Origin of the sequence: Microbacterium sp. LWO13-1.2 (assembly GCF_038397725.1) — a bacterium.
Lineage (GTDB): Bacteria > Actinomycetota > Actinomycetes > Actinomycetales > Microbacteriaceae > Microbacterium.
Genome location: NZ_CP151634.1, coordinates 3,540,879 through 3,554,952, shown reverse-complemented (window position 1 = coordinate 3,554,952; position 14,074 = coordinate 3,540,879). Strand labels below are relative to the sequence as shown.

11 protein-coding genes are annotated in these 14,074 nt (G+C 68.2%); 6 read left to right on the top strand and 5 right to left on the bottom strand.

Annotation, left to right across the window (positions count from 1 at the left end):
• Positions 1–41: 41 nt before the first annotated feature.
• Genes MRBLWO13_RS17080 through MRBLWO13_RS17070 form a run of 3 tightly spaced genes read right to left on the bottom strand, consistent with a single transcriptional unit; the run spans position 42 to position 3,264 of the window.
• Complete coding sequence (locus MRBLWO13_RS17080; RefSeq protein WP_341975286.1) at positions 42–1,229, bottom strand: DUF4350 domain-containing protein; 1,188 nt, start codon at positions 1,227–1,229, stop codon at positions 42–44.
• Complete coding sequence (locus tag MRBLWO13_RS17075; protein ID WP_341975285.1) at positions 1,226–1,867, bottom strand: DUF4129 domain-containing protein; 642 nt, start codon at positions 1,865–1,867, stop codon at positions 1,226–1,228. The genes MRBLWO13_RS17080 and MRBLWO13_RS17075 overlap by 4 nt, the downstream gene beginning before the upstream one ends.
• Positions 1,864–3,264: a hypothetical protein gene (locus tag MRBLWO13_RS17070; RefSeq protein WP_341975284.1), complete on the bottom strand. Its 1,401-nt coding sequence runs from the start codon at positions 3,262–3,264 to the stop codon at positions 1,864–1,866. The genes MRBLWO13_RS17075 and MRBLWO13_RS17070 overlap by 4 nt, the downstream gene beginning before the upstream one ends.
• A 115-nt stretch (positions 3,265–3,379) precedes the next feature.
• On the opposite strand from MRBLWO13_RS17070, the gene mtrA reads away from it, so the two are divergent.
• The 5 genes from mtrA to raiA all read left to right on the top strand — a co-directional run bounded on the left by mtrA (position 3,380) and on the right by raiA (position 9,024).
• A complete protein-coding gene (gene mtrA, locus MRBLWO13_RS17065) occupies positions 3,380–4,069 on the top strand; it encodes an MtrAB system response regulator MtrA (RefSeq protein ID WP_341975283.1) in 690 nt (229 codons plus the stop codon).
• Between the two features lie 9 nt (positions 4,070–4,078).
• Positions 4,079–5,767, top strand: coding sequence for an MtrAB system histidine kinase MtrB (mtrB, locus tag MRBLWO13_RS17060; protein WP_341975282.1), 1,689 nt, complete (start codon positions 4,079–4,081; stop codon positions 5,765–5,767).
• Positions 5,760–7,484: an LpqB family beta-propeller domain-containing protein gene (locus MRBLWO13_RS17055; protein ID WP_341975281.1), complete on the top strand. Its 1,725-nt coding sequence runs from the start codon at positions 5,760–5,762 to the stop codon at positions 7,482–7,484. Before mtrB ends, MRBLWO13_RS17055 begins: the two co-directional genes overlap by 8 nt.
• Before the next feature lie 99 nt (positions 7,485–7,583).
• Positions 7,584–8,273, top strand: a complete 690-nt coding sequence (locus tag MRBLWO13_RS17050; protein ID WP_341975280.1) for a phosphoribosyltransferase family protein — start codon at positions 7,584–7,586, stop codon at positions 8,271–8,273.
• 94 nt (positions 8,274–8,367) lie between these two features.
• The gene (raiA, locus tag MRBLWO13_RS17045; protein ID WP_341975279.1) at positions 8,368–9,024 is read left to right on the top strand and encodes a ribosome-associated translation inhibitor RaiA; all 657 of its coding nucleotides are present in this window, start codon (positions 8,368–8,370) and stop codon (positions 9,022–9,024) included.
• A 93-nt stretch (positions 9,025–9,117) separates the two neighbouring features.
• Here the strand turns inward: raiA and MRBLWO13_RS17040 are convergent, their stop codons facing one another.
• Together MRBLWO13_RS17040 and MRBLWO13_RS17035 are read right to left on the bottom strand one after the other, a co-directional pair.
• Complete coding sequence (locus MRBLWO13_RS17040) at positions 9,118–10,443, bottom strand: hypothetical protein (RefSeq protein ID WP_341975278.1); 1,326 nt, start codon at positions 10,441–10,443, stop codon at positions 9,118–9,120.
• Between the two features lie 10 nt (positions 10,444–10,453).
• Positions 10,454–11,074, bottom strand: a complete 621-nt coding sequence (locus MRBLWO13_RS17035; protein ID WP_341975277.1) for a PadR family transcriptional regulator — start codon at positions 11,072–11,074, stop codon at positions 10,454–10,456.
• Between the two features lie 182 nt (positions 11,075–11,256).
• On the opposite strand from MRBLWO13_RS17035, the gene secA reads away from it, so the two are divergent.
• Positions 11,257–14,061 carry a preprotein translocase subunit SecA gene (gene secA, locus MRBLWO13_RS17030; RefSeq protein WP_341975276.1) on the top strand — a complete coding sequence of 935 codons (2,805 nt, stop codon included), beginning with the start codon at positions 11,257–11,259 and terminating at the stop codon, positions 14,059–14,061.
• Positions 14,062–14,074: the final 13 nt, after the last annotated feature.

The following is a 14,074-nucleotide window of genomic DNA, read 5'->3' as shown; positions in this document are numbered from 1 at the left end:
CTCGGCTTCCGTCGGGATGGGTGGACGTCGTTCTGTTGCAGTCATTCGGGTCTCCTCGCCGAGTGGGCGCTCTGCTCGACGGATGCCTCCAGCTCGCTGAGCCGGCGGGCGAGGTCGATCAGGCCGTGGTCGTCGGTGGGCAGAGGGCCGCCGAGCAGCTCCTGCAGGGATCCGCGTGGAATGCGAAGCCGATCAGCTGCTGCGTCGGCGACCTCATCGACACCGGCGTGCGCGGCGAGTCCCAGGCGACGAGCCAGCCGCCGCAGCGACCCCACACGCAGCGCTTCAGCGGCGTGCGTCGCATCCGCGGCCTTGGCGGTGAGCCGCGCCCTGCCGTGCATGGTCTCCGAGGCGCGCACGGTCACCGGGAGAGTCTCCGCGACCAGCGGCCCGAAGCGCTGACCCCGCCAGATCGCCGCGGCGACTCCGGCGATCATCAGCAGCAGGATTGCCGGCGTCACCCAACCGGGAGTGAGCGAGCCCAGCGTCTCGGGCTCATCGCCCTCCAGATCGGAGTCCTCGAAGGTCGGGACGTACCAGACCACTCGTTCGGTCTGTCCGAGCAGAGCGAGGGCGAGGGCGGCGTTGCCGTCTTCGGCGAGGTAGGCGTTGCTGAACAGCTTCGTCCCCTCCACCACGGCGCGCCATCCGTCAGCGCGGTCGTCGACGAGGACGGCGGCGCCCTCGTCGTCGCCGAAGCAGCCCTGCACGCCGTCGGCGGGCTCGAACAGCCGGTCGGGGCGGATGGTCCCGACATCGGCGAACTCCGCTTCGGAGCACCCGGCTTCGACGGGTCCGCTGCTTCCCGATGCCGTCTCGCCGATCTCGAGCAATCGGAGCAGGTGAGTGCCCGTCGAGAGGAAGACGACGCGATCGGCCGGCCCGATGAGGTCGAGGGTCGCCTCATCGGAGAGGGTGTACGGGTTGGACATCACGAGGGTGGTGTCGTCGTCGATGGCCGCTCGCGCCTCGGCCCGAGAGCGGAACACCGATACCTCGACCCCCTGATCCCGCAGGATCTCGGCCAGTGCGAGGGTGCCGCTGTCGTTGCGTCCTTCGGGGTCGAGTCCGCCGTGGGCGTTCGGCGCGGTCGCCGCGACCCGCAGCCCGACCAGGGCGACGATCAGCACGAGCACGGCGATGAGCGCCCATCCCGCGAACCGGCGCAGCCGCCCGCGGGTGCGCACCGCGGTGGACGGCGCGACCGCGGCGTCATCGACGAGACTCACGCGGGCACCGCTTCCGGGCGCAGCGCGCTCAGCCGGTCATCGGTGGCCGCAAGCTCGCGGTAGCGCTCCGCATCGGACGGATGCTGCAGATAGCGGACATCGTCGAAGGCGGTTGCGGCGCTCCGCACCGGACCGTCTTCGGCAGGGAATACGGCCGCCGCCTCCCGTGCGATCGCCTGAGCAGTGGCGCCAGGGGCCGGATCGATGAGGTCTCGTTCGAGCAGCCCTCTGGCGAGGGCGCGGAAGCGGAGGATGGTCGCCGTATCCCAGTCGCCGACGCGGGCGCTGCGCTCGGCCTCTGCCCGCAACTGGGCGGCGCTGCGGTCATCGCGCTCACCGAGCAGGTCGCCGCGGGCACGCCGCACGGCTCTCGCATCGCGGGGGCGACCCCAGATGATGAGTGCAGTGATGAGGGCGGCGACGATGACGACGGTGACGATGATCAGCGCGGCCGGACCCACATCGGCACTGGTCTCCGAGGTGAACAGGTCGGCGAGGAAGCGGCCGATGTCGCGCGCGACGAGGTCGAACCAGTTCGGCCTCGCGTCGGCGTAGCGAGGATTGGCCAGTTCCTCCTCGGCCCAGCGCTGCGCCTCGTCGCCGTCCGGGACGAAGAGCTCGTCGAACCGCAGGATCATGCCGAATCGGAACCCGGGGCGGCCCAGGGGCTGTCCGTCGGCGGGCTGGCGACGGCAGGGGGAAGCGGAGCAGGAGGGGGCGGCGCGAATCCCTGTTGCGGAACGGTGGGGGCGGCCTGCTGCGGCGGCACGGCGGCGTAGGGCGAAGTGGGCGGGTAGCCCGAGTGCGCCGGCGCCGGATACGGCGGAGCGGGATACGGCTGAGCGGGATACGCCTGCGCGGGGTAGGCCTGATACGGCTGGGGAGCGTTCGCGTACTGCTGCGGCGGGTATCCGTATCCGGCTGGCGCCATCGCATACTCGGGGGTCTGCTTCGGCGGTGCTGCACTGCTCACTGCGCGCGTCGGATCGACCGCGTAGGGATCGCCCAACTGGTCTTCGGTCCACCCCAGGTCACGGCGTTCCACGTGGGCGATGAGTGCCTGGTCGAGTCCTTCGTACCGCATCCGGCAGTCCAGGTAGACGAGCGCGGATCCTGTGCTCTGCACGACCAGAGTGATCGCCTGCAGGACGAGCAGGAGGATCTGCGGTGCGAGCATGGCGAAGACGAATCCGAAGATCGCACCGGCATCCGGCGAGCCCGTGGGAGCGATGACCGAGCCGAACAGGGTGCTGATGAGCGAGACCGGAATGCTCACGACCTGCATCGCCAGGCCCATGATGACGCTGATCAGGAAGCTCACACCCCACGCGACCCAGAAGCGTCCTCTGGTCAGCCGCCATGAGCGCACCAGCGCTTCCCGGAACCGCGCGCGCTCCAGCACGAGGATCGACGGGACCAGGAGCAGTTTCGTCGTCAACCACACCATCAGCGGGATGCTGGCAGCGAGGATCAGCAGCACGATGATCACCGTCACGCCGATGAGTTCCGCACTCGAACCGAGCCCGCCTGCCACGAACGCGGCGATGATGCCGACCACGATCGCGATAAGACCGAAGATGAAGAGCACCGACAGGGAGGCGAAACCGGCCAGCCGCCAGAACGCGGGAGCCATCTTCCGCCACAGCGTGCCCAGGGACGCCTTCACACCGATGGCGGCGTAGCCGACCTCTGCGGCGACGACGCCCTGCATCAGTGCCGTGAACGCCACCGATGCCACGCCCACGCCGAGGCCGGCGAGGATGTTCGCGAGGATGGTGCCGGCGAACACGGCCTCGAAGTCAGGTGACGATGGGGACACCGTCTCCAGTCGCGAGAACGTCGTGAAGAGCACGACGCCCATGACGGCTGCCATCACCAGAGTGGCGATGAGCTGGATCACCACGGCGAAGCCGAAGAGAACCTTGGGGTTGTGACGCAGGGCGGCGAAGGCCTTGCCCAGCAGCATTCCGAAGGTCAAAGGATGCAGGGGGATGATGCCCTTCTTCGGGGCAGGGGTCCACGTCTGGCCGCTCACAGCACTCCCTCCGTCGTGCGCTCCCATCGTGTCACATCCGCAACGGCGACGCGGCCGCAGAACACTGGGCGCCGGGTCGCAGAGCAGAACGGAGCGAGTGTCATAAGGTAACGGTATGACCTCACGCATTCTTGTGGTCGACGACGACACCGCGCTCGCCGAGATGATCGGCATCGTGCTGCGCACCGAAGGCTTCGAGCCGGTGTTCTGCGCCGACGGTGCGCGAGCCGTCGAGGAATGGCGCACCCAGCGCCCCGACCTGGTTCTCCTCGACCTCATGCTGCCCGGTATGGACGGGATCGAGATCTGCACCCGGATCCGGGCCGAGTCCGGCATCCCGATCATCATGCTCACCGCACGCACCGATACGGCAGATGTCGTCCGTGGCCTCGAGGTCGGGGCGGATGACTACATGGTGAAGCCTTTCAACCCGAAGGAGCTCGTCGCCCGCATCCGCACGCGCCTGCGGCCGGTGACGCAGACCGCCGGCGAGCAGCTGCGCGTGGGTGACCTCACCGTCGATGTCGACGCCCACGAAGTGCGTCGCGGTACCGCACCGATCGCGCTCACTCCGCTCGAGTTCCAGCTGCTGGTGGCGCTCGCGTCGAAGCCGCAGCAGGTCTTCTCCCGGGAGATGCTGCTCGAACAGGTGTGGGGATACCACTACAAGGCCGACACCAGGCTCGTGAACGTGCACGTGCAGCGCCTCCGGGCGAAGGTCGAGCTCGACCCGGACAACCCGAAGATCGTCATGACGGTGCGCGGCGTCGGCTACCGCGCCGGCAGCGTCGCCACCTCCGGCTAGGCGCAGGTGATGGCCGGGACGGGCACCACCACCACAGCGGTCGCGGTCCTCCGCGACTGGCGCGGTTGGCCCGACGCGCTCGCCGCTCTGTGGCGGCGTTCGCTGCGCTTCCGCACGCTCTCCGTCACGCTGCTGCTCACTTCGCTCGCGATCTTCATCACGTGCGTGACGATGGCGCTCGTCATCCAGAACGACCTCTTCGTATCCCGCAAGAATCAGGCGCTCGAAGATGCCCAGCGGGCGGTCGATCAGGCGCAGAGGACGCTGGATGTCGCCGAGGTCGGCGACGATCCTGCCGCGCTCAGGGACCTGTGGGACCGGATCCAGGAGGACCTGGGACGCAACTCGTCGTCGGACATGCTCCTGGCCAACAGAATCGATTCCGAGTCGTCCGCTGTGCGGCTCAACGGATTCACCGCCGGACTCAGCACCAACGATCTGAGCCCGGCGCTGAGCAGGCTCGTCGCCGAGTTCGACGATCGGCAGTGGTGGCAGTCCGTCGCTCTGCCGACAGAGGGCGGCGGCGAAGTCCCGGGCATCATCGTCGGTCAGCAGCTGGTCGTGCCGGAAGTGGGTCCGTTCGAGCTCTACATCGCGTACGACCTCGCCGACGCCGATCAGACTCTCAGTTTCGTGCAGCGCACGCTCTGGATCGCCGGCATCGGACTGGTCGCCATCGTGGCCGCGATCTCGTGGGTCGTGCTGCGCACGGTGTCGACCCCGATCGTGGAGGCGGCGGAGACGAGCGCCCGGCTCGCATCCGGTGACCTCGGCGTTCGTCTGCAGGTGCGCGGCGAGGACGAGCTGGCGACACTCGGGCGTTCGTTCAACGCGATGGCAGACAGCATCGAGGCGCAGATCAAGGAGCTGGGCGAGCTGTCGCTCGTGCAGCAGCGCTTCGTGTCGGATGTCTCGCATGAGCTGCGAACCCCGCTCACGACGATCAGGCTCGCTGCCGACATCCTGAACGACCAGCGAGACGACTTCGACCCGACGACCGCCCGGACCACCGAGCTTCTGCATGCCCAGGTGCAGCGTTTCGAGACGCTGCTGTCTGACCTGCTGGAGATCAGTCGCTACGACGCCGGTTCCGTGCAGCTCGAGCTCGAAGCGACCAGCATCGCCCATCTCGCCGAAGACATCATCGAGCAGATGAAGCCCCTCGCCGACGGTCACGGCAGCGAACTGCGTCTGGTGGCCCCCGGCGGCTATTCTCCGGTCGACATGGATCCGCGGCGCGTGCGCCGTGTGCTGCGCAACCTCATCGGCAACGCGATCGAGCACGGGGAGGGGAAGCCGATCGTGATCACCGTCGACAGCAATCAGCATGCCGTGGCCGCGGGGGTGCGCGATTTCGGGTTGGGGATGACCTCGGCGGATGCCGAGCGGGTGTTCGACCGCTTCTGGCGGGCCGATCCCTCGCGCCAGCGCACGATCGGCGGCACCGGGCTCGGTCTGTCGATCGCCCTCGGCGACGCCACTCTGCACGGCGGCACGCTCACGGTCTGGTCCGAGCTGGCCGTCGGCACCAACTTCGTGCTCACGCTGCCGCGTCGCGCCGGTGTGCTGGAGGGGGAATCGCCGGTGCCGCTGGAGCCGCAGGAGACGCTCATGGAGATCGGCAGTGCGACGCAGCCCATCGAGGTCACGGACCTGCACCGTGACCTGTTCGGCGAGAACGGGAGTCGCGATGACTGACGCACGAAGGCGCGTGCTGCGCGGGATCGCCGTGGTCGCCGCCGCTGTGCTGCTTTCGGCGTGCACGGGGCTCCCGACCAGCAGCGACGTAGAAGTCGGGCTGCCCTTGGGGCAGGTGCCGGACGAATCGGAATTCCTTCCGCTCGCGTCCGGTCCGGTGGACGGAGCCGGACCCGCCGAGATCGTCGAAGGCTTCATGGAAGCAGCGATCACGCCGGATGAGGGATGGCAGACAGCCCGGAAGTTCCTCACCCCGGAGTTCGCCGCGACCTGGAGGCCGGCCGAGGCCGTGGCCATCGACGCCGATGCCTCGACGCGCAGGATCACCTCGTCCGTCCAGGACGGCGAGGAGGCGGAGCAGGCCACCGAAGCCGACGTGCAGGTGCAGACGGAACTGGTCGCCAGCGTCGATGAGACAGGGGAGTACTCCGACGCCCCTGGCCCCGGAAGCATGCCGTTCCAGGTCGTGCGCGCGGAGGACGGCGAATGGCGCATCGCGAAAGCGCCCGACGGCATCGTGATCGACGAGAGACTCTTCTCGGTGGTCTTCATCGGCTACGCGCTGAGCTACTTCGATCAGACCTGGAAACGCCTCGTGCCCGACGTGCGATGGTTTCCTCGTCGTCCCGCGCCGGCCACCACGATCGCTCAGGCGCTGATCGGCGGCACACCCAGCGCCTGGCTGGAGCCCGCGGTGCAGAGCGCCTTCCCGCCGGATGTGCGCCTCGCCCTCGGGGCCGTCCCCATCGGGACCGATCAGATCGCCGATGTCGCTCTCAACAGTGCCGCGCAGAACCTCGATCAGACGACGCTGGCGCGGATGCGCACACAACTGGAGCGCAGCCTCGCCGACGCCGGCGTGCGCGTGAACCAGGTGCAGTTCAGCGTCGACGGACGTGTGCTCGGTGCGGGTGTCGTCGAAGTGGAGCAGCCGACGGCGCCGTCGGGTTCTCTGGTGCTGGCCGAGGGCGCGTTCGGAACGATCGTCGGCGACGAGATCACGCCGATCCCTGGCGTGAGCAGCGAGATCCTGAGCATCGCGCAGCCGATCGCCGCGATCGATGTCGCGGCAGACGACTCGCACGCCGCTGTGCAACTCGATGATGGGAGCGTCTTCCGGGTCGGCGACGGACAGATCGACCAGCTGCCCGGGGGACCGGGGCTCGTGACGCCGTCCATCGACCCGTACGGCTACACGTGGACGGTGCCCACGGGCGATCCTCGCGGGCTCATCGCATGGGGTGCTGGCGTCACGGAGCATCGGATCGCGAAGGCGTTCCCCGACGTGTCCGGCATCACGCATCTGCGCGTCGCCGCCGACGGCGCCAGGGTCGCCGCGGTGGTGAACGTCGGCGGTCAGCGACGAGTCGTGGTCGCGGCGGTGATCCGAGACGGCGCCGGCGTGCCCGTCGCACTCGGCGATGAGGTCGAAGTGCTCGGAACGCTGCCCGGTGCGGCGATCGGTCTGGTGTGGCTCGGTTCGGACCGGCTCGGCATTCTGACGGGACCCGATGATCCGATGATGGTGTGGCAGCGCGTCGCCGGACCGTCGACGAGCGAGGCGGCCCCGTCCGACGCCGTCTCGATCGCCGGGTCGAGGACCACGGCCGGTGTTCGTGTTCTCGGCGCGAGCGGCGCACTGTTCGCGCGCAGCGGCTCTGCGTGGCGTGAGGCGACGTCTGGTGTCTCGTTGCTCGCGACCCGCGCAGGTCAGTGACGCGCCGCCGCTTCTGCACAGGCGCGATCCGACACGAGTTCTCCACGTAGCGCGCGAATCGGCGCGCGGACGCAGGACCGGCTGGCGCAGGATCAGGGGATGCCGTCCTCCGTGCCTTCTCCATTGGTTCCGCTGAGGGCGATCGGCGCCGAACTGGCCGCTCTGCTGCTCGCCGCGTGCTGCGCCGGCTGCGACGCCCCTGGTGAGCTGCTCTGCGATTCCTGCCGCGCGCAGCTGTCGCCGGACCCGCGCGAGTTCACGACTCCCGAGGGGCGACGGGTCCGGGCGGCGCTCGGCTACGACGGGGTCGCCGCGCGCTGCATCCGACGCCTCAAGGGGGATGGCGAGACACTGCTCGCCCGCCCCCTGGGCGGTGCGCTGGCCGGGGTGTTGACGGAAGCGCTGGCCGATGGCGCGGTCGCGGTGCCGATCCCGACGGGTCGCGCGGCCTTCCGTCGTCGCGGCTACCGGGTACCGGATCTCCTGATACGTCGTGCGGGTGCCGAACCGCATCGCCTGCTGTTCGCCGCACGTGCGACCGTCGACCAGCGTGGGCTGGGCGTGCAGGAACGCGCCGAGAACGTGCGCGGCAGCATGCGCGTTCGAACGCGGGGAGACGGCACCGACGTCGTCCTGGTGGACGACGTCGTCACGACCGGCGCGACCTTCGATGAAGCATCGCGCGTGCTCGGATCCGCCGGCTTCCGCGTCGTGGCGGCGGTCGCGCTCGCCGCCACGCCGCTTCACCGGAGAATCATCGAGAACGCACCGGGGACACGGAGAAAATGAGCCGTGACTTCCTGCGATGAGCGGACTACGGTTAGGGACCACAAGGCGACCACGGTCCGCCCTTGGCCGGGAGGACCGGGACAAGGAGACAGCAATGGAAACAAGCATCGTTGGCGTCGGAGTGGGTATCACCGACCGCTTCCGAACCGTTGTCGAAGAGAAGATCGCCCGGGTCCAGCCGCTCGCGTCCCGAGCACTGCGCCTGGATGTGAAGGTCACGCATCGCGTCTACCGGAATGGCCATGTGCCCGATGAGACCGTCGAGCTCACGCTCGTCGGCAAGGGACCTGTGGTGCGGGCGGAGGCCACCGACGGTGACAAGTTCGTCGCGCTGGACTTCGCGATCGACAAGTTGTCGACGCAGCTGCGCCGCGCGAAGGAGAAGAGGGTCGACGGACGTCAGCATCCTCGTGGAGCACACTTCGAGAAGGGCAGTGGAGCCCTTGAGGGAATCGACGTGCAGCCCGCATCCGTCGATCTCCTGCGTGCCGTCGCGACCGGCAGCGTGCCGGTGCAGAACGACGAGGAGGAGGCGTACTCACCCGTCGTCATCCGCACCAAGAGCTTCGACGCCGAATGGATGAGCGTCGAAGAAGCCGTCGATCGGATGGAACTCGTCGGACACGACTTCTTCCTGTTCGTCGACGCCGCAACCGACCACCCGAGTGTGGTCTACCGCCGCAAGGGCTGGGACTACGGCGTCATCGCGCTGAGCACGCAGGCTCCGCCTGCGGAGGCTCTGGCGTCCTGAGGCTGAGACGAGAGCGGCCCGGTCCCTTCGGGGGCCGGGCCGCTCTCGTCGGTGCCAGACGCTTCGACTGGCTCAGCGAACCTGATTCGCGCCTCAGTCGAAGATGCCGTCGAGGAGACTGCCGATGACGAGGCCGCCCAGGAGGCCGGAGGCGATGTCGCCGCCGCCACCGCCGCGGCGTCCGCCGCCGCCCCAGCCGTCGCCGCCGCCCCAGCCCTGATCCTGCGGGCGGGACGAGTCGATGTCGCGTTGGGCGAGCTGGAGGGCTTCGGAAGCCAGATGCGCGACTCGCCGCGCGACGGCGAGAGCCTCTTCGCGGGTGTCCTCGGCAGGAAGCAGTGCAGGAAGGTCGACGCGCAGACGCTCCGCCTCGGCAAGGCGGGTGCGTGCATCCGCGCCGATCCAGCCGCGGTGACCGGCGATCAGGCCGCGAGCGACGCCGAGCTGACGATCGGCGTCGTCGATCGCGTGCTGAACGTGCTGCACGGTCGGCAGGGGATTCTGCTCACGGTGACGGGCTTTGGCGATCGCTTCGTCGAGCGCCCCGTTCGCCTCGCGCAGCTGGGAGAGCTCGGCGAAGGGATCGTTCGGCGTGCCGGAGGGTGAGAGCGCCGCCAGGGCCTGCTCGAGGTTGCTGACAGCCGTGCGCACCGCCGGCACCTGCGGCGCGGTGCGCGCCGCAATGATGTCGCCGCGGGAGTCTGCGACGACCTCGGCGAGTGTGGATTCGGCGCGCAGCGCCTCGATCTCGAAGTCCTCCACCGCGTCGAGGAGGGCGGATGCGCGTCGGGTGGCTTCCGTCGCCGTCTCGAGGGCGAGATTCGCCTCCTCGTTCTGCTTCGCCGCGCGACGACGCTCTGACACGTTCGCTCCGTGGGTCGCGAACGAGATGAGCTGCTCCGCTTCCTTCGCGCTCGCCGTGATCTGCGCCATCGCCGAGTCGGCATAACGAGAGGCCAGTCGCTCCACGGTCGCGTTGGTCTGCGGAATGCGCTCGCTCAGAGTCTCGGCATCCGCGCGCACCTGGGCGATGACCTCGGGTGCGCGCCGCACGCGAGAGATCGACTCGGCGAGGACGCCCGTCTTCTCATCCAGCAGATCCTGAGCCCAATCGCACAGCTGAACGATGCGCGCGTTGCGGGTGCGCAGTTCTTCTGCGGTGTCAGGGATCTCATCGTGGTTGAGCTGGTGCAGTTGGAAGGCCTCGCGGAGGTGGGTGCGCACCGCGGTCAGCGCCTTCTTCAGGTCGGCGGTGAGCGATCCGCCCAGCTCGGCGTCGGCGAACGCCAACTCGTCGGAGGTCGTGCGGATCCGCTCGTCCGCTGCGACCAGGGCCTGCTCGGCGCGACGCGCCAGATCGGCGTCCTGCGCCGCGAGTGCTTCGTCTTCGCGCTTGCGTTTGCCCCAGAATCCAGCCATGGTTCCGATCCTACGGGAGGTGCGGCTCGGGGGAGCGTGCTTTCCGTTCAGCGTTCAGCGGACGGCCGCGGCGGGGGCGTTCGGCGGTCAAACCCAGCCCGATGGCGTGCTGCGGATGCTGCGCCAGGCGTTCCTCGACGTGATCGAGCCAGCGCAACTCGCCTTCGGCGGCGAAGATCCTCGAGGCGATCACGAGTGACCAAGCGAGTTCCTCGGCTTCGGATCCGGAGCCCGCGTATGTCGCGGCATTCAGCCTTTCCCGTTGCTGGAGCGATTCGGAACGCTGGCCCTGGATGACGCCGGCGACGTCGACGCCCGGAAGAGTCGCCGCCATCGCGAGCTTGATCGCGACCTCGTCGCGGGTCGCCTGGCCGCGCTGGACGGGGGAGGACAGCCAATGCGCGACCTCGACGGAACCCGCGTCGGTGATCGCCCAATACACGTGTCCCTGCTCGTCGGCGTCTCCGCGGGAGACCAGGCCGTCACGCTCCAGGCGCTCCAGTGTGTTATAGATCTGCCCGACGTTGAGCGGCCAGGTGGAACCGGTGCGCCGATCGAACTCATGGCGCAGCTGATAGCCGTAGCAGGGGCCCTGGTCGAGGATCGCGAGCAGGCTCTGGCGCACCGACATGGAGACTCCTGTTCACGGGGAATTGGAAAGCAATACCGAGTATATGCATGCGGAGAAACCCTCCCTTCGGGATGCACGCAGGCGACGCGCAGGTCACAGCCCGGTAACATGGCAGCCGTATGTCTGTGCGTGCCCGAAGGCGGGCGGCCGGCAGAAGACCCACCAACAGGGAGAAGACATCTGTGGCGAATCCTCTTGAGAAGCTGCTGCGCGCGGGCGAAGGGCGGGTCATCCGCCGCCTGAACCAGGTCGTGAAGGCAGTGAACGCGCTGGAAGAGGACTTCACGAAGCTCACCGACGAAGAGCTCCGCGGAGAGACGGCGGAGCTGCGGATGCGCTTCGAAAAGGGCGAGACGCTCGATCAGCTGATGCCGGAGGCGTTCGCCGCCGTCCGCGAAGCGGGCAAGCGGACTCTCGGCATGCGCGCCTACGACGTGCAGCTCATGGGTGGCGCGGCCCTCCACCTGGGCAACATCGCCGAGATGAAGACCGGTGAGGGCAAGACGCTCGTCGCCACGTTCCCGGCGTATCTCAACGCCATCGCCGGCCAGGGCGTGCACGTCATCACGGTCAACGACTACCTCGCCAGCTACCAGGCTGAACTCATGGGGCGCATCTACCGCGCACTGGGCATGAAGACGGGCATCATCGTCTCCGGTCAGACCCCGGCCGTGCGTCGCGAGCAATACTCCGCCGACATCACCTATGGCACGAACAACGAGTTCGGCTTCGACTACCTGCGCGACAACATGGCGTGGCGCAAGGAGGATCTCGTTCAGCGGGACCACTTCTTCGCCATCGTCGACGAGGTCGACTCGATCCTCATCGATGAGGCTCGCACGCCGCTGATCATCTCCGGTCCGTCCTCGGGTGAGGCGAACCGCTGGTTTGCGGAGTTCGCGAAGATCGCGCGCACCCTCGTCGCAGGCGAGGACTACGAAGTCGACGAGAAGAAGCGCACCGTCGGCGTGCTCGAGCCCGGTATCGAGAAGGTCGAGGACTACCTCGGCATCGACAACCTCTACGAGTCCGCGAACACGCCGCTGATCTCATTCCTGAACAACTCGATCAAGGCTCTCGCCCTGTTCAAGAAGGACACGGACTACGTCGTCATGAACGACGAAGTCATGATCGTCGACGAGCACACCGGGCGCATCCTGGTCGGCCGTCGGTACAACGAGGGCATCCACCAGGCGATCGAGGCCAAGGAAGGCGTGCCGGTCAAGGCCGAGAACCAGACCCTCGCCACGGTCACGCTGCAGAACTACTTCCGCCTCTACGACAAGCTCGCTGGCATGACCGGAACGGCCGAGACCGAGGCCGCCGAGTTCATGTCGACCTACTCGCTCGGCGTCATCCCGATCCCGACGAACAAGCCGATGATCCGCAAGGACCAGTCCGACCTCGTCTACAAGAACGAGACGGCGAAGTTCGGTCAGGTCGTCGAGGACATCGCCGAGCGGCACGCTGCCGGCCAGCCGGTTCTCGTCGGAACCGTCAGCGTCGAGAAGAGCGAGTATCTCTCCCGGCTGCTCGCCAAGAAGGGCGTCAAGCACGAGGTGCTCAACGCGAAGAACCACGCCCGCGAGGCCGAGATCGTGGCACGCGCCGGGCGCCTCGGCGCCGTCACCGTCGCCACGAACATGGCCGGTCGAGGCACCGACATCATGCTCGGCGGAAACGCCGAGTTCCTCGCCGTTCAGGAACTCAAGGCCAAGGGGCTCGACCCGGTGGAGACACCGGAGGAGTACGAGGTCGCCTGGGACGAGACCTACGAGGCGATGAAGGCGACGGTGGCCGAAGAGGCGGAGAAGGTCGTCGCATCCGGCGGGCTGTACGTGCTCGGTACGGAGCGTCACGAGTCGCGGCGCATCGACAACCAGCTGCGAGGACGATCAGGACGTCAGGGCGACCCCGGCGAGAGCCGCTTCTACCTCAGCCTCACCGATGATCTGATGCGGCTCTTCCAGTCGGGAGCGGCCGAGGCGATCCTCTCCCGTACGAACTTCCCGGATGACGTGCCGATCGAGTCCGGTCTGGTCTCGCGTGCGATCCGCAGCGCGCAGTCGCAGGTCGAGGCCCGCAACGCCGAGATGCGCAAGAACGTCCTCAAGTACGACGACGTCCTCAACCGTCAGCGCGAGGCGATCTACGCGGACCGCCGCCACATCCTGCAGGGTGACGACATCGCGGACCGTGTGCAGCACTTCATCGAGGATGCCGTCACCGGCGTCGTGCGTGATCACACCGGCGAGGGGCACAACGAGAGCTGGGACTTCGACGCGCTCTGGACGGAGCTGAAGACCCTCTACCCGGTCGGCGTCACGATCGACGAGGTCGTCGCAGAGGCCAGTGGACGCAAGGGCGGCATCACCTCGGACGGCCTCACCCGCGAGCTGCTCTCCGACGCGAAGATCGCCTACGAGAACCGCGAGGGAACTCTCGGTGCCGCAGCGACGCGCGAGCTCGAGCGTCGGGTCGTGCTGCAGGTCCTCGATCGCCGCTGGCGCGATCACCTCTACGAGATGGACTACCTCAAGGACGGCATCGGTCTGCGCGCCATGGCGCAGCGCGACCCGCTGATCGAGTACCAGCGCGAGGGCTACTCGATGTTCCAGTCGATGATGGGGCAGATCAAGGAGGAGTCGGTCGGCTACCTCTACAACCTCGAGGTCGAGGTGCGCCGGGCCGGCGACAGCGACACAGCGGAAGTCGAAGCGAAGGGCCTTTCCGACGGCGGCGGCGAGCAGCGTCTCGAGTACTCGGCGGCGAATGACGCCGGCGAGGTCGAGGTGCGAAACGACCGCGGTCAGGTGCAGCAGGCTGCGACAGACCGGGTCCGCCAAGCGGCGGCCCGGGCGGCCGCGACCGAGCCGGCGGAACCCGAGCAGGGCGCTCGCGGTGCCTTCGGCCAGCGCACGGAAGCGGAGCAGCCGGCGGCCGGCAACCGCGAGCAGCGCCGAGCGCAGGGCAAGAAGAAGAAGTAGCGTGCCGTCGAAG